Annotated in this window: 18 protein-coding genes; 10 read left to right on the top strand and 8 right to left on the bottom strand. The window is 69.3% G+C overall.

Annotated elements, in window-relative coordinates:
- Positions 1 to 244 precede the first annotated feature (244 nt).
- Positions 245 to 1033 carry an IclR family transcriptional regulator gene (locus tag ACYVGD_RS09360; RefSeq protein WP_460743107.1) on the bottom strand — a complete coding sequence of 263 codons (789 nt, stop codon included), beginning with the start codon at positions 1031 to 1033 and terminating at the stop codon, positions 245 to 247.
- A gap of 105 nt (positions 1034 to 1138) precedes the next feature.
- On the opposite strand from ACYVGD_RS09360, the gene ACYVGD_RS09355 reads away from it, so the two are divergent.
- Both ACYVGD_RS09355 and ACYVGD_RS09350 read left to right on the top strand, forming a co-directional pair.
- The gene (locus ACYVGD_RS09355) at positions 1139 to 1552 is read left to right on the top strand and encodes a PaaI family thioesterase (RefSeq protein ID WP_460743105.1); all 414 of its coding nucleotides are present in this window, start codon (positions 1139 to 1141) and stop codon (positions 1550 to 1552) included.
- A gap of 135 nt (positions 1553 to 1687) precedes the next feature.
- Positions 1688 to 2200 carry a hypothetical protein gene (locus ACYVGD_RS09350; RefSeq protein ID WP_460743103.1) on the top strand — a complete coding sequence of 171 codons (513 nt, stop codon included), beginning with the start codon at positions 1688 to 1690 and terminating at the stop codon, positions 2198 to 2200.
- A gap of 50 nt (positions 2201 to 2250) precedes the next feature.
- Here ACYVGD_RS09350 and ACYVGD_RS09345 read toward each other — a convergent pair whose 3' ends face one another.
- From ACYVGD_RS09345 to ACYVGD_RS09335, 3 genes are read right to left on the bottom strand one after another with little or no spacing between them, the layout of a single operon-like run.
- Complete coding sequence (locus tag ACYVGD_RS09345; protein WP_460743101.1) at positions 2251 to 3036, bottom strand: 2-keto-4-pentenoate hydratase; 786 nt, start codon at positions 3034 to 3036, stop codon at positions 2251 to 2253.
- Positions 3033 to 3983, bottom strand: coding sequence for a 3-carboxyethylcatechol 2,3-dioxygenase (locus tag ACYVGD_RS09340; protein ID WP_460743099.1), 951 nt, complete (start codon positions 3981 to 3983; stop codon positions 3033 to 3035). Before ACYVGD_RS09340 ends, ACYVGD_RS09345 begins: the two co-directional genes overlap by 4 nt.
- A gap of 40 nt (positions 3984 to 4023) precedes the next feature.
- On the bottom strand, positions 4024 to 4857 hold the full coding sequence (locus tag ACYVGD_RS09335) for an alpha/beta fold hydrolase (protein ID WP_460743097.1): 834 nt from the start codon (positions 4855 to 4857) through the stop codon (positions 4024 to 4026).
- Positions 4858 to 5032: 175 nt separating this feature from the next.
- Between ACYVGD_RS09335 and dapB the strand changes: the two genes are divergently transcribed.
- Both dapB and ACYVGD_RS09325 read left to right on the top strand, forming a co-directional pair.
- The gene (gene dapB, locus ACYVGD_RS09330) at positions 5033 to 5773 is read left to right on the top strand and encodes a 4-hydroxy-tetrahydrodipicolinate reductase (RefSeq protein ID WP_460743095.1); all 741 of its coding nucleotides are present in this window, start codon (positions 5033 to 5035) and stop codon (positions 5771 to 5773) included.
- Positions 5770 to 6486 carry an LmeA family phospholipid-binding protein gene (locus ACYVGD_RS09325; RefSeq protein ID WP_460743093.1) on the top strand — a complete coding sequence of 239 codons (717 nt, stop codon included), beginning with the start codon at positions 5770 to 5772 and terminating at the stop codon, positions 6484 to 6486. The genes dapB and ACYVGD_RS09325 overlap by 4 nt, the downstream gene beginning before the upstream one ends.
- A 21-nt stretch (positions 6487 to 6507) precedes the next feature.
- On the opposite strand, the gene ACYVGD_RS09320 is transcribed toward ACYVGD_RS09325, so the two are convergent.
- Positions 6508 to 7113: a GNAT family N-acetyltransferase gene (locus ACYVGD_RS09320; RefSeq protein WP_460743091.1), complete on the bottom strand. Its 606-nt coding sequence runs from the start codon at positions 7111 to 7113 to the stop codon at positions 6508 to 6510.
- Between the two features lie 45 nt (positions 7114 to 7158).
- On the opposite strand from ACYVGD_RS09320, the gene ACYVGD_RS09315 reads away from it, so the two are divergent.
- The 6 genes from ACYVGD_RS09315 to ACYVGD_RS09290 all read left to right on the top strand — a co-directional run bounded on the left by ACYVGD_RS09315 (position 7159) and on the right by ACYVGD_RS09290 (position 13921).
- Entirely contained in the window at positions 7159 to 8844 is a 1686-nt protein-coding gene (locus tag ACYVGD_RS09315; protein ID WP_460743089.1) for a ribonuclease J, read from the top strand.
- A 162-nt stretch (positions 8845 to 9006) separates the two neighbouring features.
- Positions 9007 to 9192 (top strand): 50S ribosomal protein L28, encoded by a 186-nt coding sequence (gene rpmB, locus ACYVGD_RS09310; RefSeq protein ID WP_460743087.1) that lies wholly within the window; start codon positions 9007 to 9009, stop codon positions 9190 to 9192.
- A 137-nt stretch (positions 9193 to 9329) separates the two neighbouring features.
- The gene (locus ACYVGD_RS09305; RefSeq protein WP_460743085.1) at positions 9330 to 11540 is read left to right on the top strand and encodes an ATP-dependent DNA helicase RecG; all 2211 of its coding nucleotides are present in this window, start codon (positions 9330 to 9332) and stop codon (positions 11538 to 11540) included.
- Positions 11541 to 11841: 301 nt separating this feature from the next.
- On the top strand, positions 11842 to 12429 hold the full coding sequence (rsmD, locus tag ACYVGD_RS09300; RefSeq protein WP_460743083.1) for a 16S rRNA (guanine(966)-N(2))-methyltransferase RsmD: 588 nt from the start codon (positions 11842 to 11844) through the stop codon (positions 12427 to 12429).
- Entirely contained in the window at positions 12426 to 12890 is a 465-nt protein-coding gene (gene coaD / locus ACYVGD_RS09295; protein ID WP_460743081.1) for a pantetheine-phosphate adenylyltransferase, read from the top strand. Before rsmD ends, coaD begins: the two co-directional genes overlap by 4 nt.
- 107 nt (positions 12891 to 12997) lie before the next feature.
- The gene (locus tag ACYVGD_RS09290) at positions 12998 to 13921 is read left to right on the top strand and encodes a hypothetical protein (RefSeq protein ID WP_460743079.1); all 924 of its coding nucleotides are present in this window, start codon (positions 12998 to 13000) and stop codon (positions 13919 to 13921) included.
- A 100-nt stretch (positions 13922 to 14021) separates the two neighbouring features.
- On the opposite strand, the gene ACYVGD_RS09285 is transcribed toward ACYVGD_RS09290, so the two are convergent.
- The 3 genes from ACYVGD_RS09285 to ACYVGD_RS09275 all read right to left on the bottom strand — a co-directional run.
- Complete coding sequence (locus ACYVGD_RS09285; RefSeq protein ID WP_460743077.1) at positions 14022 to 14684, bottom strand: response regulator transcription factor; 663 nt, start codon at positions 14682 to 14684, stop codon at positions 14022 to 14024.
- Complete coding sequence (locus tag ACYVGD_RS09280; protein ID WP_460743075.1) at positions 14681 to 16168, bottom strand: sensor histidine kinase; 1488 nt, start codon at positions 16166 to 16168, stop codon at positions 14681 to 14683. Before ACYVGD_RS09280 ends, ACYVGD_RS09285 begins: the two co-directional genes overlap by 4 nt.
- Before the next feature lie 139 nt (positions 16169 to 16307).
- Positions 16308 to 16644, bottom strand: a 337-nt coding sequence (locus ACYVGD_RS09275; protein ID WP_460743073.1) for a hypothetical protein, incomplete at its 5' end; no start/stop codon positions are given.

Raw genomic sequence — 16644 nt, 5'->3', positions numbered from 1 at the left:
GTCCCGGAGCCGGCGAACTCGTTCTCGGCCCAGGCGCGCTGGGACTCCGAGAACACCGCCACCGGGCGGATGCGGTGGGCCTCGGGGAGGCGACGATCGTTGTCGCCCAGCAGGCGCAGGGGATCGTTGCCCCAGGCCAGCACGCACCGGCGATGAGGGCATCGGTGTCTGTGTTCGCCATGAAGCGATCGTAGGACGGTCAGCCTTCGCGCGCCCGGCGCGTGCCGCTCGGCGAAACCGCGGGTCAGGAGACGGGGGTGCGACGGCGTCCCGCACGGCGTCGGTGCGCGTACGCCTTGCTCGCCTCCGCACACACGAAACGCAGCGCCGCCGCCTGGGTGCGCGGGTCGAAGCGGCCGGCCGGGCCCGAGACCGACATCGCGGCGATCGGCCCACCGGTGGGGGAGAGCACGACCGCGGCCACGCAGTTGAGACCCAGCATGATCTCCTCGCGATCGTAGGCCAGCCCCTCCGCCCGGATGCGGTCCAGCTCCTCGCGCAGTCGGGCGGGGTCGGTGATGGTGTGCGGGGTCCACCCGGTGAGCTCACCGGCGAGCACGTCGTCCACGACCGCGGGGCTGTGCGCCACCAACACCTTGCCGACAGCCGTGCAGTAGGCGGGGATGCGTCCGCCGATGCGCGAGGGGGCCGGCACGTGGTGAAGGCCGTGGAGCTTGTTGAGGTAGATCACGTCCGTGCCGTCGAGCACGGCCAGGTGCACAGTCTGACGCGTACGTTCGTACAGGTGGGCCAGGAACGGCGTCAGCGTGTCGCGCACCAGCTCCGACTCGGCGCTCACCGTGGGCTGGCTGATCTCCTGCAGCATCGGGCCCAGACGGTAGAGGTTGCCCGCCCTCTCCACCACGCCGTTGTTCTCGAGCATCCCCAGCACGCGGAACGCCGTCGACTTGCTCAGCTCGGTGCGACGGGCCAGCTCGGTCACGCCGACTCCGGTCGACGACTCGTGACCGAAGGCGCGCAGCAGCGCGATCGCCTTGTCCACAGCGGTCCGGGAGTCGCGCGTCGTGGCCATGGCTTCCTTCCGCCTGTGGTGCCGTTCTCCGGGAAACCGGAACTGGGTCGGGTCCGGCCTCGTTATCTTTCACATGCTAGTCCCGTGACCCCTGAGGAGAGACCATTGTCCGAGCCCAACGCCTTCGTGAAGCAGTGGGACGAGTTCTACTCGACCGTCGACGACATCGCGATCACCCTCGGCCTCGAGCCGGTCGACGGTGATGCCGAGCAGGTACGCGTACGTATGCCCCTGCGCAAGGAGGTCTCGCAGCCGGCCGGCATGTTCGCCGCCCCCGCGCTGTTCGGCCTCGCCGACATCACCGGCACGTTCCTGGCGATGGCCCAGGTCGAGAAGGGGAAGTTCCCCCTCGCCGTGCAGTCGAGCATCAACGTCGTCGCCAACACCAAGCAGGGGTACGCCAACGCCACCGCCTGTCTGGTCAAGTCCGGTCGCACCCTGATCGTGACCCATACCGGCGTCACCGACGACCAGGGGTCGCTCCTCGCGGCGATCACCACCACGTATGTCGTCCGCTGACGCGTCACTGAGTCGTCCCCCACGGCGCTGACCGACGTTGCGTCCTCCGGAACAGCGCCGTGGGGTTTCGGCTGGGTCACCCGCACACTCATGCCCCGCTCATTCGAGCAGATACTCAACTCAACGGAGAGACGCATGAGTACTGAAGCAACCACAGCAGCAACCGAGGTGTCCCCGCAGGAACGCCGCAGGGCGGTCGTCTCGTCGTTCCTCGGCTCCACGGTCGAGTATTACGACTTCCTGCTGTACGCCCCCGCCGGTCTGGTCTTCCCGAAGCTCTTCTTCGGCAACCCGTCGATGGTCTGGCCGGCGTTCGTCCTGATGGTGGGCATCGTCCAGCCCGCCCAGTTCGGCCCGATCGGCGCGTTCATCTCCGAGAAGTTCGACCCGGAGTACCGCTACACCGGTGCCGGTGCCACGTTCCAGTTCGCGTCGATCCTCGGTGCCGGCTTGGCCCCGATCGTGGCCACCGAGCTGGTGAAGCCGGGCGGGATGAACCTGTTCGGCCTCGGCCCGCTGACCAACCTCGCCACCTACGGCACCTGCCTGTTCGCCGTCTCGACGCTGGCGGTCGTCCTGTCGAAGGAGACCCGCCGCAAGATGTCGCACGCCCAGCGTCTCCAGATGGAGGGCCTGTTCGAGGCGTGACCTTGCACACCCCTAGAAGGGCCCGGGCCCTTCTTGAATTGCTGAGTCGCTCAGAAGTGGATCGTGATCGACCCCAGGTCGCCGAAGTCGGCGGTGGCGGACGTGCCGGGCTCGACGGCGACGGCGCCGGTGAACGAGCCGGTGAGGACGACCTCGCCGGCCTTCAGTGTCACGCCCTGTTCGCCCAGGACGTTCGCCAGCCACGCCAGCGGCTCGGCCGGGTGGCCCATGACGTCGGCACCGGTGCCGTTAGCGACGACCTCGCCGTTGATCTTCAGCGAGCACTCGACCTTGTCGGTGGCGGAGACCTCGACGTCCATCGCCTCGCTGGCGTACGCGATGGCACCGCACGAGGCGTTGTCGGCGATGGTGTCGACCAGGCGAATGTTCCAGTCGGCCACGCGCGAGTCGATGATCTCGATGGCGGCATGCACCGAGGCCACAGCGTCGATCGCCTGCTCGAGCGTGACACCTGGACCCCTGAGGTCCTTGGCCAGGACGAGACCGAGCTCGGGCTCCACCTTCGGCGAGATGAACTCGCCCGCGGCGAAGCGGTGGTTGTCTCGTGCGGTCATCGACTCGGTGACGAACCCGAAGTCGGGCTGGTCGACGCTGAGCTGCTTCTGCATGGCCAGCGAGGTCAGGCCGATCTTGCGGCCGACGACCGGGTCGCCGGAGCCCACGAAGTCGGCCTCCTGCAGGAGCTGGACGGCGTACGCGTCGGAGATCTCCATGCCCTCGAGCGTCTCGCGCGGGGGAACGATCGGCTCGCCCGTCCTGCGCGCGGTGTTGAACGCGTCGGCGAGCTCGCGGTGCTGCTGGCTGCGGTCGGTCACGGCTGGCCTCCCATGAAGGTCATGACGCCGAAGCCTGCGATGTATTCCTTGATGGGTCGGTAGAACTGGTAGCCGGCCTCGTACGAGCCGGCGGCGGCCTTGAGGGCCGAGGTGGCGGCGACCCAGGTGCGGACCTCGTGGACCGAGTGACCGGCGGCCTCCTCCATCGCGTCGGCGGTGTAGTCGTCGTACCTCTCGACGTCACCCGACGCGGCCAGCTCCATGAACTTCTTGTCCCACTCGGGGTTGAGGTCCTGGATGGTGGCCTCGCCGCGGGCGAACGCCGCGCCGGTGTTGATGGTGTTCTGCTGACGCGCCTCACGGGCCTCGGGCGTGGGTTGACGTCCCGCGAGCAGGAACTGGCGCTGCTGCTCGGTGGCGGTCACCCACTGCGGGACGGGCGGGTCATGGGACAGGCCGCCCGAACCGATGAGCAGGATGCGCTCGTGCCGGTTCTGCAGGAAGGTGCCGATGGCCTCGCCGAGCAGGCGTACGCGCTTCATCGGCGCGAACGGGCGGGCCAGGCCGTTGACGAACACCGGGATGGTCGGGACCTTGTTGGCGTCGCCTTCGAACAGGATCTCCAGCGGCTGGACTGCCCCGTGGTCGAGCTCGGCACGGCGGGAGATGGTCACGTCGACGTCGGCATCGAGGATGGCCTGGGTCATCTCCTGAGCGAGTTCGGTGGCGCAGTTCAGCGGACCCTCGTGGCTCTCGTAGTCACCGACGCCGACGGCGTCGAAGCAGACGCAGAACGGCGGCATCAGGTCGTAGAAGAAGCCGTTGTAGTGGTCGGGGCCGAACGTGACGACGAGCTCGGGGTCGAAATCCTTGACGAAGGCCTGGGCCCGAGCGAACGCCTCGTCGACCGAGGCGCGTACCTCGGCCGGCGGGTTGGCGAACTCCAGCAGCGGGCTGTGTGACATGCACACGGCGGCGATGGGCATGGTGATCCTCCTTGAGCCGATGCCAGGTTGGGACGGTGGCTCAGTTGTTGGCGATGAAGTCGAGCACGGTCTTGTTGAACTCCTCGGCGTGCTCGATCTGCAGCCAGTGGCCGCAGCGGTTGATCAGGACCAGACGCGAGTTCGGGATGAGCCCGACCAGACGCAGCGAGTGCTCGAAGTGGACGACGCGGTCGTCGCGACCGTGGAAGAGGAGGGCCGGGACCTCGATGCCGCGGACCTTCTTCCAGTCGAGTTCGACGACCGGGCGCTTGCCGCTGCCCTCGATGAAGTTCTGGGCGTGCTCTGGCATGCCGAGCACGGCGTCGGTACGCGCCTGGATGAGGTCGTCGGTCGCGAACGAGCCGTCATAGCACATGACGTTCACGAGCTCACGCATCGTGTCGAAGCCCGGCTGGCGGTAGCCCTTCTGGAGGATCTTGAGACCCTCGCTGAGGCCGCCGGGGCCCAGCTCGACCGACTCCCCGGACGACGAGCCCATGGTGATCAGGTGGGAGACGCGCTCGGGGTGCTCGTAGCAGAAGCGCACGCAGGTGCCGCCGCCCATCGAGTTGCCGATGACCGTGGCCTTCTCGATGCCGAGCTCGTCGAAGAAGTCGGCGAGCGCGGAGGAGTGGTCACGGTCCTGCCAGGAGACGGGGTCGGACTCACCCCAGCCGGGCATGTCGACGGCGATCACGCGATGGGACTCGGCGAGGACGGGGATGTTGTTGGAGAAGTTCGACCAGCCGGTGGCGCCGGGGCCGGAGCCGTGGAGCAAGACGATGGGATCGCCCTCGCCGGCCTCGTTGTAGTGCATCTTCCAGCGCTTCGTCTGCACGAACCGGCTGGTGCTTTCGTAGGTGATCTCCGTCATAGGATGTCCCTTCGTCAAGGCCCACAGGTTTGTCCACCGACCCTATTGCGCGGCGTGCTGCGAGGGGCGTCGGAGTTCCGTCAGGTGGCACCTGTCCCCGGGCGTTCACCTCGCGGACGCCTGGGCCACCTAGGCTGGGGGTGACCAAGGTCCCACGAAGCAACCAGGGGAGAGCATGATCGACGTCGCAGTATTCGGAGCCAACGGCAAGATGGGCGGGGAGACGTGCCGCGCCGTCAGCCGCGCCGAGGGGATGGAACTGATCGCCGGTGTCGACCACGGCGACCCGCGCGAGGAGGCCGAGAAGGCGAACGTCATCGTCGACTTCACCCATCCCGACGCCGTCATGGAGAACGTGAAGTTCTGCATCGACCGTGGCATCCACTGCGTGGTCGGCACCACCGGCTGGACCGACGCGCGTCTCGACCAGGTGCGCGCCTGGCTGACCGAGAAGCCCGAGGTCGGCGTCGTCATCGCCGCCAACTTCTCCATCGGCGCCATCCTGATGATGGACTACGCCAAGCGCGGCGCCCGGTTCTTCGACTCGGTCGAGATCATCGAGCTCCACCACCCGAACAAGGCCGACGCCCCGTCGGGCACCGCGACCACCACGGCCCACGTCGTCGCGCGGGCCCGCGCCGAGGCCGGTCTGGGCGACCTGCCCGACGCCACCGAGCACGAGGTCGACGGCGCGCGCGGTGCGAGCATCGACGGCATCCCGGTCCACGCGCTCCGCCTGCGCGGTCTCGTTGCCCACCAGGAGGTGCTGTTCGGCACCGAAGGCGAGACCCTGACGCTGCGTCATGACTCGTTCGACCGTGTCTCGTTCATGCCGGGCGTGCTCGCCGCCGTGCGCGCGGTGGGGGAGCGGCCGGGCCTGACCCTTGGGATCGAGTCGATCCTCGGTCTGGAGTGACGGCCGCGAGCCGACGCCGGTCGGGCTGCGGCCCGCTGGCGTTCCTGCTGATCGGCGCGCTCCTGGCGGTCCTGCTGGTGGGTGGCGACCGGTTCGCCCACGGTTACGCCGAGCGCCAGGTCGCCGCGCGCCTGCGTACCGACCTCGGCATGGCCACCGAGCCCCAGCTCGACATCAACGGCGTCCCGTTCCTCACGCAGGTCGTCAACAACCGGTTCGGCTCGGTCGACATGCACGGCTCGGGCCTGCACCTGTACGACGGGCGCGAGTCGCTGTCGGTCGACCGGCTCGACGTCCACCTCACCGACGTGGTCACGGCCAACCGCTACCAGCGGATCACGGCCAGCGGGCTGGAGGGCACGGCCGTTCTCGGCTGGCGCGAGGTCTCGCGCTTGGCGAAGATCGACCTCTCGTACGCTGGGGGCGACCGGGTGGCGGCCGACCTGTCGCCCTCGGTGTTCGGCCAGACCATCACGTTCAAGGTGTCGGGTCGCCCGGTCATCGACCCGACGACGCAGGCGTTGAGCCTCGTCGACACCCGCGCCGAGCTGGCGGGTCAGAAGGTCCCCGACTCGATCGTCGACCTGGCGATGGACATGCTCAAGCCGACGCCGATCCAGCTTCCGTTGGGGCTACGGGCCACCGGGGTCGCCACGACCGCCGAGGGCCTCTCGGTGGGACTGACAGGCCGCGACGTGCGGCTCGCCGGCTGACCGCCGCGACCTGTGTACGCCTCACACCGCGAAGGAGGCGGCCCCGTCGTCGGTGCGGATGTCGCTGTGGAGGCGCACCTGCTTGATGCGGGTGCCCTCCTCGGTGCCGATCTCACGGTGGGAGCCGTCGGGTGCCCAGCCCGACCCCTCCACGAACCGTCGCATCGCGTCGTCGGTGGAGCGCAGCCACATGGTCGCGCGGGCGAACCGGTCGGCACGCAGGGTGTCGACGCAGGCGTTGACCAGTCGTGAGCCGTGGCCGCGGTGGCGCGCGGCCGGGTCGATGATGAACTCGGAGATCAGGCCGTCGACGCCGGCGGTGGCGTCGGGGTCGTCCGAAGGCATGGTCGTGGCGAAGCCGACGACCCGGCCCTGCTCGACGGCGACGAGTACGCGGCACGTCGCCAGCGGCGGGCGCACGATAGCCTCGTGCCAGGCCGCCACCATCTCGTCGAGCGGCAGACTGTCGAGGAGAGTCTCGCCGACCCCCTCGAGCTCCTCGGCCCACGAGCGGCGCTGGAGCTCGGCGATGTCGGAGGCCTCCCGGGGGAGAGCCAGGCGCACCGAGTCGGGCGTGTCGGAGGGGCCGGGCGTGCTGCTGGCAGGTGTGGTGGGGTCGTCGCTCACCTGAGCAAGCGTAGGCCATCGCCCTTATCCGATAGCCTGACGGTCATGTCATTCTCCGGCCTGCGAACCCCGCCCAAGCTCCGCCCCGACACGCTGCGGGTAATCCCGCTCGGCGGTCTGGGCGACGTGGGCCGCAACATGGCCGCCCTCGAGATCAACGGCAAGATCCTGCTCGTCGACTGCGGCGTCCTGTTCCCCGAGGACACCCATCCGGGCGTCGACCTCATCCTGCCGGGGCTGGATCAGATCCGCGAGCGGCTCGACGACGTCGTCGGCCTGGTGCTGACCCACGGCCACGAGGACCACGTCGGGGCCGTGCCCTACCTGCTCAAGTTGCGCAGGGACATCCCGCTCATCGGTTCGCAGCTCACGCTGGCTCTGGTGCGCGAGAAGCTGCGCGAGCACCGCCTGCGTGACTGCGACCTGCGCGTCGTCGACCACGACTCGGTCGTCCGGCTCCCGGAGTTCGAGCTCGAGTTCGTCGCGGTCAACCACTCCATCCCCGACGCGCTGGCCGTCTTCGCCCGCACCGCCGCGGGCAACGTGCTCCACACGGGTGACTTCAAGATGGACCAGCTCCCGCTCGACGGACGCATCACCGACCTGCGCCGCTTCGCCGAGCTCGGCAAGGAGGGCGTCGACCTGTTCATGACAGACTCCACCAACGCCGAGGTGCCGGGCTTCACCACCCCGGAGAAGGACATCACCCCGGCGATGGAGCGGGTCTTCCAGACCTCCCAGAAGCGCCTGATCGTCGCCTGCTTCGCGTCCCACGTCCATCGCGTGCAGCAGGTTATGGACGCCGCGGTCCGCCACGGCCGCAAGGTCGTCTACGTGGGTCGGTCGATGGTGCGCAACATGGGCATCGCCGCCGATCTGGGCTACCTGAACGTGCCCAAGGGCATCCTGATCGACCTCAAGGACATCGAGAACCACGACCCGTCGAAGGTCGTGATCATCTCCACCGGTTCCCAGGGCGAGCCGCTGTCGGCGCTGGCGCGGATGGCCAACCACGAGCACCCCGTGATTCAGCTCGACCCGGGTGACACCGTGCTCCTGGCGTCGTCGCTGATCCCCGGCAACGAGAACTCCGTCTACCGAGTCATCAACGGCCTCACCAAGCTCGGCGCACGTGTGGTCCACAAGGGCAACGCCCTGGTCCACGTGTCGGGACACGCGTCGGCCGGCGAACTCCTCTACTGCTACAACATCGTCCGGCCGAAGAACGTCATGCCCGTCCACGGCGAGATCCGACACCTCGTGGCCAACCGTGACCTGGCGGTCGCCACCGGCGTACCCGTCGACCACACCGTGGTCGCCGAGGACGGCGACGTCGTCGACCTGTCCGGAGGCAAGCTGTCGGTGGCCGGGCGGGTCGACGCCGGCTACATCTTCGTCGACGGTTCGTCGGTGGGCGACGTGTCGGAGGCCTCACTGACCGACCGGCGCATCCTCGGGGAGGAAGGGTTCATCTCCGTCGTCGCCGTTGTCGACCCGCACGCCTCGCAGGTCATCAGTGGCCCCGACATCCACGCGCGCGGCTTCCTCGAGGACGAGACGGTGTTCGACCAGATCCGGCCCGAGATCGAGCGGGCCCTCGTCGAGGCCATGCAGGAGGGTGTCGACGACTCCCACCGGCTGCAGCAGGTCATCCGCCGCCGCATCGGCCGCTGGGTCAACAAGGTCCACAGGCGGCGCCCGATGATCGTGCCCGTGGTGGTCACCACCTGAGCGTCGCGACGCCCGAGTGATTTGGAGGCTACGCGCGGGTGAGGCTATGCTCTACCGGTTGCCGTTCGGGCCCCGCCCGTGCGTACCCCATCTGAAATCCGTCTGCGCGAGCAGATCGACCAAGTCTGCTCACCGTGGGCAGCAAGAACGAGGAGAGCTCCTGTGGCTGCCGTATGTGACGTTTGCGCCAAGGGCCCGGGCTTCGGCCACAACGTGCCCTGGTCGAAGAAAAAGACCAAGCGTCGCTGGAACCCGAACATCCAGCGCGTCAAGACCATGATCAATGGCACCTCGAAGCGCATGAACGTGTGCACCTCGTGCCTCAAGGCCAACAAGGTCGGCCGCTGATCCAGGCGGTCCGCCCGCCCTGCGGGTGACCGGCACCGTCCAGCACCTTCGCGATCCTCGCGGGGGTGCTGTTCTGCGTTCGGCTGACCCGTGTCGCGCGGGGTGTGCCCCGGCGCGCGGCGACTAGGGTGGTCGGCATGTGGCGGACCCCGGCGTACCAGGCCCTCGACCAGGACCTCGCGGAGGTCGTCGGCGCGCGCACGGCCAAGGACCTCGCCTCGTTGAGGCTCGAGACCGTCGGTGACCTGCTGCGCCACGTGCCCCGCCGTTACCTGCGCGGGGCCGAGAACTCGCAGTTGTCCGACCTCCGTGAGGGTGACGACGTCGCCGTGGTCGCGGTCGTCGCGAAGACCGAGGTACGCCAGGGCGCGCGCCGCCGCGTCGAGACGTGGGTGACCGACGGCACGAGCCAGATGCGCCTGACCTTCTTCGCGCCGCAGAAGCGGCCGAAGATCGCCGACTGGTGGGCCGCGGCACTGAAGCCAGGGCGTCGCGGGCTGTTCGCCGGCAAGGTCGGCATGTGGGACCGCACGCCGCAGATGACCCACCCGGCGTACGTCATCCTCGACGACGACGGCGTGATCGTGGCGGGCTCGAAGCAGAATCAGAAGCTGGCGCGCGTCGCCTCGCGTGCCGGGTTGATCGGCATCTACCCGGCAACGGCGAAGCTTCCGACTTGGGACCTCGTCGAGGTGATCGACCTGGTGCGCGAGGGCCTGGGGGAGCTGCCGGACCCGTTGCCGCCGGAGGTGGTGGCCGAGGCGGGCGTATTGCCGCTGGCCGAGGCCATCGAGGCGGTCCACAGCCCCGAGTCGGTCGAGAAGGCCGAGGCGGGCCACGAAAGGCTGCTATTCGACGAGGCGTTCGCGGTCCAGGCGGCCATGGCCTACCGCCGGGCGGCGGCCCGCAAGCAGCCCGCCGTGCCGCGCCCCCGACGCGACGACGGGCTGCTTGCACGGTTCGACGCGCAGCTGCCGTTCACCCTCACCGAGGGCCAGCAGGCCGTGAGCGAAGAGGTGTTCGCCGGACTCGCGCAGGACTTTCCGATGCAGCGGCTGCTGCAGGGCGAGGTCGGCTCGGGCAAGACGATTGTGGCGCTCCGCGCCATGCTGGCCGTGGTGGACGCCGGGGGACAGGCCGCCCTGATGGCGCCCACCGAGGTCCTGGCCCAGCAGCACTTCCAGACCATCACCGACCAGCTGGGGGATCTGGTCAGCACCCAACTGCTCGGGGGAGTGGAGCCGGTGCTGTTGTCGGGCTCGATGCCCGCGGCGGAGAAGAAGGCCGCGCTGCTCAAGATCGTCTCCGGCGAGGCCGGCATCGTCATAGGCACGCACGCACTGCTGGCCGATCGCGTGCAGTTCCCCGACCTGGGACTGGTGGTCGTCGACGAGCAGCACCGGTTCGGCGTCGAGCAGCGCGCGGCACTCGGCGACAAAGGTGCGACGCGCCCGCACGTGCTGGTGATGACCGCCACGCCCATCCCGCGGACCGTCGCCATCACCGTGTTCGGCGACCTGGAGGTCTCGACCCTGCGCGAGATCCCCGCCGGCCGCAGCGAGGTCACCACGACCGTCGTCGACGAGACGCGCCGCCCCCACTGGGTCGACCGGGCCTGGCAGCGCGTGCGCGAGGAGGCGGCGGAGGGACATCAGGTGTTCGTGGTCTGCCCCCAGATCACGCCCACCGACCGTTCGTCGGAGGCGATGACCAGCGACGAGGAACACGCCCAGCAGCACCCACCGCGCAACGTCACCGAGCTGTACGCCGAGCTCACCGCTGGCCCGCTGGCCGGGCTGAGGGTCGGCATGCTGCACGGACAGCTTCCGCCGGCGGACAAGGACGAAGTGATGGGCCGGTTCGCGGCCGGGGAGCTCGACGTGCTGGTGTCGACGACGGTCGTGGAGGTCGGGGTGAACGTGCCCAATGCCACGGGGATGATCATCTGCGACGCCGACCGCTTCGGCATCTCCCAGCTCCACCAGCTGCGCGGGCGCGTCGGCCGTGGTGCCCACCCCGGGTTCTGCCTCCTGCTGACGAAGGCTGACGCCGACTCGGACGCCGCCCACCGCCTCGCCGCCGTGGCCCGCACCCGCGACGGGTTCGAGCTCGCGCAGGCCGACCTCGCCCAGCGTCGCGAGGGGAACGTGCTGGGGGCGAGCCAGTCCGGAGGGCGCTCAGGCCTGCGGCTGCTGCGCGTGCTCGACCACGCCGACCTCATCGTCGCGGCGCGCGACATCGCCGAACGCTGGGCCGAACGCGACCCGGAGCGGAGCCATCCCGGTGTCGCCGACGCCGTCGATCAGTTGGAGCAACAGGCGGCCGGGGAGTGGTTGGAGCGCGGCTGACCGTCAGTCCTCGTCGTTGCCCGAGGCGGAGCGACGCCCGCTGATCTCCTCGACGTGGACACGGACGAAGGTGGTCTGGCGGTGCCGTCGACGACGAAGTCGGCGGGAAGATCTCGGGGCGGCCGTCCACGCCGGTGGCGAGCCGGCCGACCGGACGCGTGCGCAACAGCTCCCAGCTCTCTTCGGGATCGAGCTGGGTCACGGGCGAGTTCTCAGTCATGGCGCCCAGTCATCCAGCCAGCGCCGTCCCCCGCGGTCGGTGCGGGGGATCTCGTCGGGCGTCCGATAGCGTGGTCCGACCATGAGCCGTATCATCGCCGGTCGCGCACGGGGGCGCCGCCTCGTCATGCCCGACCACCACCACACCCGGCCCACGACCGACCGAGTCCGCGAGGCCCTGTTCTCCGCGCTCGTGTCGTGGGCCGACGGCCTCGAGATGGGCGCGGAGTCGGCGCTGGAGTCGTTCTCGTTCCTCGACCTGTACGCCGGCTCCGGTGCGGTGGGTCTCGAGGCGGCCAGCCGCGGCGCCTCGCCCGTGTGGCTGGTCGAGGCCGACCGGCGTACGGCCGACGTCGCGCGGGGCAACGCGCGTGCCCTCGACCTGTCCGCGACCGTGACCCAGGCCAAGGTCGAGACCTTCCTGGCCGGTCCGGCACCGCGAGCGTTCGACATCGTGTGGGCCGACCCGCCGTACGACATCGCGTCCGGGACCCTCGACGCCCACGTCCGGCTGCTGGTCGACGGCGGCTGGCTCGCCCGGCACGGGCTCGTCGTCCTGGAGCGCTCGCGCCGCAGCGAGCCGCCGTGCTGGCCGGACGCGCTGGGCGACTCGTGGGAGCGGCGCTACGGTGAGACGACGCTGCACTTTGCCCAGGAAGGGACGCCATGAAGGCCATCTGCCCCGGTTCGTTCGATCCCGTGACCCACGGACACCTCGACATCATCGGACGGGCCGCGAAGCTGTTCGACGAAGTGGTGGTGGGGGTCGGCCACAACATGGCCAAGAACGGGCTCTTCCCGCCGGCCCAGCGGGTGGAGATGCTGCAGGAGGCGACCGGAGATCTGGCCAACGTCGAGGTCACCCTGATCAGCGGCCTGCTCGTCGAGTTCTGCCGCTCCGAGGGGATCGGAGCCATCGTGAAGGGCCTCCGCTTCGCCTCAGACTTCGACTACGAGCTGCAGATGGCCCAGATGAACAAGCAGCTCACGGGGATCGAGACGATCCTCCTCCCGACGGCGGCGCAGTGGTCGTACGTGTCGAGCACGCTGGTGCGCGAGGTGGCGGCGCTGGGAGGTGACGTGACGGAGTTCGTGCCGCCGGTGGTGGCACGCCGCATCGCCCCGGCCTGATGCGTATGGCGAGATTCTCATGCCCGTACAACCATTCGGGCTCGTGACCCAGTCCGAGGTGTGCCAATAATGGACGGCATAGATCTGTGCCGAGCAAAGGACTTCTGATGGCTCCACGCCAGGCGACCACCACGCTGGTTGGCGTGGCCGCCGCCTCCGTGGCCGGAGTCCTGGCCTTCGGGTCGATCGGCTCGCTGCAGCCGGATCGCGTCGAACTGGGTGCGACCGTACGCATCAATCCCGCCGCCTCGGACCTCCCTGTTGCGCACGACCCCCGCCGGGTCCAGCCCCGGGGCGCGAAGCCCGCCTCGACCTCGGCAGCGCCCACCGGAGGGGAGAACCAGCCGGGAAGCACGCCCTCACCGGCGTCGGCGGTGCCCGATGTGTCGACCGGCACGACACCCGCCGCCGACCCGCCCGTACCTCGTGTCGCCGACCCGAGGCCGGCCGACCCCGTTAACCCCCAGAACAGCGGCCCCACGGGGGGCCAGCCTGACCTGCCGTGGCGGTCCACGGCGGGACCCTCCGCGACCCGCGCGGCCAGCGGCGCGTCTCCGCGCACCCCGCAGGTGCGTGACAACGGCCAGCGACCCTCGAAGATCGACCGTGGCAACAACGGCAACAACAGCAACAACGGCAACGAGGGAAACAACGGGAACAACGGGAACAACGGCAACAACGGGAACAAGGGAAACAACGGCAACAACGGGAACGACGGGAACGACGGGAACAAGGGGAACAACGGCAACAAGGGAAACAACGGGAACAACGGGAACAACGGCAACAACGGGAACGACGGGAACAAGGGGAACAACGGCAACCGGCCGACGCCCTCAGCCACGCCGACGCCCACCATCAGGCCGACGCCGAGCGTGACCTCACGCCCCACCACCTCGGCGACGCGTACGTCTTCCCCCACCGTGGCAGCCTCCACCACGGCGAGGCCCACCCGCTCGGAGGGTTCGTGTCAGGGCCCGCACCGACCGAGCACGCGTGGCAGCTCACCAGCGGGCCCACCTGGGTTGTGGTGACGCCCACCGGCGGTCCCGTGGTGCTGCTCCCGGTGGTGCAGCCGACGCCGGTCGTCGTCATCGTCGATCGCTCGACCGAGCCGACCGGCCCGGCGCGATGTCAGGCCAGGCGATAGCCGACCCCGCGTACGGTGACGAAGCGCTCGGCGCCGAGCTTGCGCCGCAGGTAGCGCATGTAGACCTCGACCACGTTGGATCCCGGGTCGAACTCGTATCCCCAGACCCGTGACAGCAGCTGTTCGCGGCTCAGGACCTCGCCCGGCGACCGCAGGAAGGCCTCCGCCAGGGTGAACTCACGCGCAGTCAGCTCGACCTCGCGCCCGTCGACGGTGGCACGTCGCGTACGGACGTCCAGCGACAGCGAGCCGTGCGTGAGAACGAGCTGGTCGGCCGGGCTGGGTTCCTTGCGCAGGCGCAGCTGGATGCGGGCCAGGAGCTCCTCCACGCTGAACGGCTTGGCCATGTAGTCGACCGCACCCTTCTGGAGGCCAGCGACGGTGTCGGGGACCGATGAGCGGGCCGTCAGGATGATGACCGGCAGGTCGGGGAGGTCGTGGTTGAGGCGGGCCAAGACGTCGAAGCCGTCCATGTCGGGCAGCCCGAGGTCGAGGACCACGAGGTCGAAGCGACCCGTGGTCGCCAGCTCGATGCCACGGGCGCCGTTTTGGGCCGACGTCGAACCGAGCTGTTCGCGGGCGAGCCCCTTCGCGATGAAGGCCGCGATGGCGGCCTCATCCTCGATGATCAAGACGTTGGGGCTCACAGAGTCAACTCCTCGTGCATTGGAGCAGGATCGAAGGGCTCGGCGAGATCCTCGTCGTCCTCGGCCAGGGGAAGGTCAAGCGTGAAGGTGCTGCCTCGCCCTGGGGTCGAGTCTATGGTCAGCGAGCCGCCGTGCGCGCGCGCGATCGAGCCCACGATCGACAGGCCGAGACCAGACCCGGCGACGTCGGACTGGAGCCGGGTGAAACGCTCGGTGACCTCGGCCAGCCGGTCGGGCGGGATGCCGCGACCGTGGTCGCGGACCCACAGCTGGAGGCGTCCTTCGCGGGTCCCGCTCCCGATGGCGATCTCGGAGCCGGGATCGGAGAACTTCACGGCGTTGCGGGTCAGCTCGAGCAGGGCCTGCGACACGCGTGCCTCGTCGAGCTCGGCGACCAGATCGGCCACCCCGTCCAGCGTCCACCGGCGGTCACCCATGCCACGGGCCTTCTCCAGCACCTGCTCGGTGAGGGGGGCGACATCGATGGGGTGCGGGTCGACGAAGTCGGGCCGCTCCGACTTGGCGAGCGTGATGAGATCCTCCACGAGACCCGCCATGCGGTCGATCTCCGAGAGGGCCAGCTGTCGGGCGTTGGTGACGTCCACCGGGTCGGTGGGGTCGACGAGCTCGAGGTTGCCGCGCATCACCGTCAGCGGGGTGCGCAGCTCGTGGCCGACGTCGTCGTGAAGCTGGCGCTCGGCGGCGAACGTCGCCTCGATGCGGTCCAGCATCGCGTTGATCGTGCGCGTGAGGTCGGCCAGGTCGTCGTGGCCACGCACCGGGATGCGGCGCGAGAGGTCCTCATCGCTGATCTGCTGGGCGGTGCGGCGCACCCATCCCAGCGGCTGCAGGAGCCGGCCGAGCAACAGCCAGGTCAGCAGGCACACCAGCAGGCCGGTGCCGAGGCCCGCCAGGGCGTACGACCGGAAGTTCGAGTCGAGGGCACGACGCTCGGCGCGAAGGTCGAAGACCGTCACCAGGGCGCCGGTGCGGGCGTCACCGGGCACCGACACGGGCATGACGGCATAGCGGTAGGTCCCGTCGGCGCTGTCGGAGGTGTGGATGCGCGCATCGGGGGAGGCGAGCACGTCTTCGACCAGCCCTCGGAGGTTTTCGGGGCGTACGCGGGTGCCGTCCGGCGCGATGAGCGCCACGGCCCCGTCGATCAGGCCGATCTCTCCCTGATTGGGCCCCGGGAGGGCCGACTGCATGATCGACCGCAGTGCCATGTCGACGTCGGTGAGGCGCTGGCCTGAGTAGGGGTCGGCCCCACGCTGGGCGATCTGGGCCACTTCGCTGCGTCGACGTGTCAGGTCGGTGTCGATCTGGTCGTCGAGCCGTCCCCGCTCGAGCGACCAGGTGACCAGACCAGCGACGGTCAGCGTGAGGACGGTCGCCGCCACCAGTGCGACCATGAACCGGGCACGCAGGCTCGCCATCCGAGCACGCCCGACGGGCGCGTCCAACGGCTGAACCTGGGACATGTGAGCCTTCGTGGTCGACAGGCCAGACCTCTCATCTGGCTCTCATATTCGGGACCATTGTGCCCCACCGACCCATCCGGTGCGCGGTTCCTGATGACTCATGTCAAGATGCCCGCTTGGTTTGAGTCGTCGACTCATCTCAAGACGCCCGCGTGCAGGGGGCGCTGATCTTGCGTTTGGAGGAGTAGACGCCGTGGCGGTTGGGGCGTTGTGGGACGGGGCCGCGGCGTCGTGCGAGTTCGATCAGGTTGCCTTGGAGGTCGGCGACGGTGCGTCGGAGTTCGGGCGGGTTGAGGGTGTCGAGCTGGTGGTCCAGGTCGCGGCGGTCGTGGGTGGTGAGGAGTTCGGGCCAGCCCTGTTGGAGGCGCTGGTAGGGGGTCAGGGCGGGGTGGTAGGTCTTGGTGACCTTGGCGCCGGTCGATGGTGGCCGGGGACATGCCACACAACAGCGCGGCCTGGTCGTCGGTGAGGTCGAG

It is taken from the genome of Mariniluteicoccus endophyticus, assembly GCF_054780035.1.
This window is presented reverse-complemented; position numbering and strand designations above follow the sequence as displayed.

Bases quoted from the DNA above. Each gene is read 5' to 3' on its own strand.
- ACYVGD_RS09360 (WP_460743107.1), bottom strand. From the start codon at position 1,033: ATGGCCACGACGCGCGACTCCCGGACCGCTGTGGACAAGGCGATCGCG.
- ACYVGD_RS09350 (WP_460743103.1), top strand. From the start codon at position 1,688: ATGAGTACTGAAGCAACCACAGCAGCAACCGAGGTGTCCCCGCAGGAA.
- ACYVGD_RS09340 (WP_460743099.1), bottom strand. From the start codon at position 3,983: ATGCCCATCGCCGCCGTGTGCATGTCACACAGCCCGCTGCTGGAGTTC.
- ACYVGD_RS09335 (WP_460743097.1), bottom strand. From the start codon at position 4,857: ATGACGGAGATCACCTACGAAAGCACCAGCCGGTTCGTGCAGACGAAG.
- dapB (WP_460743095.1), top strand. From the start codon at position 5,033: ATGATCGACGTCGCAGTATTCGGAGCCAACGGCAAGATGGGCGGGGAG.
- ACYVGD_RS09315 (WP_460743089.1), top strand. From the start codon at position 7,159: ATGTCATTCTCCGGCCTGCGAACCCCGCCCAAGCTCCGCCCCGACACG.
- ACYVGD_RS09305 (WP_460743085.1), top strand. From the start codon at position 9,330: ATGTGGCGGACCCCGGCGTACCAGGCCCTCGACCAGGACCTCGCGGAG.
- rsmD (WP_460743083.1), top strand. From the start codon at position 11,842: ATGAGCCGTATCATCGCCGGTCGCGCACGGGGGCGCCGCCTCGTCATG.
- coaD (WP_460743081.1), top strand. From the start codon at position 12,426: ATGAAGGCCATCTGCCCCGGTTCGTTCGATCCCGTGACCCACGGACAC.
- ACYVGD_RS09290 (WP_460743079.1), top strand. From the start codon at position 12,998: ATGGCTCCACGCCAGGCGACCACCACGCTGGTTGGCGTGGCCGCCGCC.
- ACYVGD_RS09280 (WP_460743075.1), bottom strand. From the start codon at position 16,168: ATGTCCCAGGTTCAGCCGTTGGACGCGCCCGTCGGGCGTGCTCGGATG.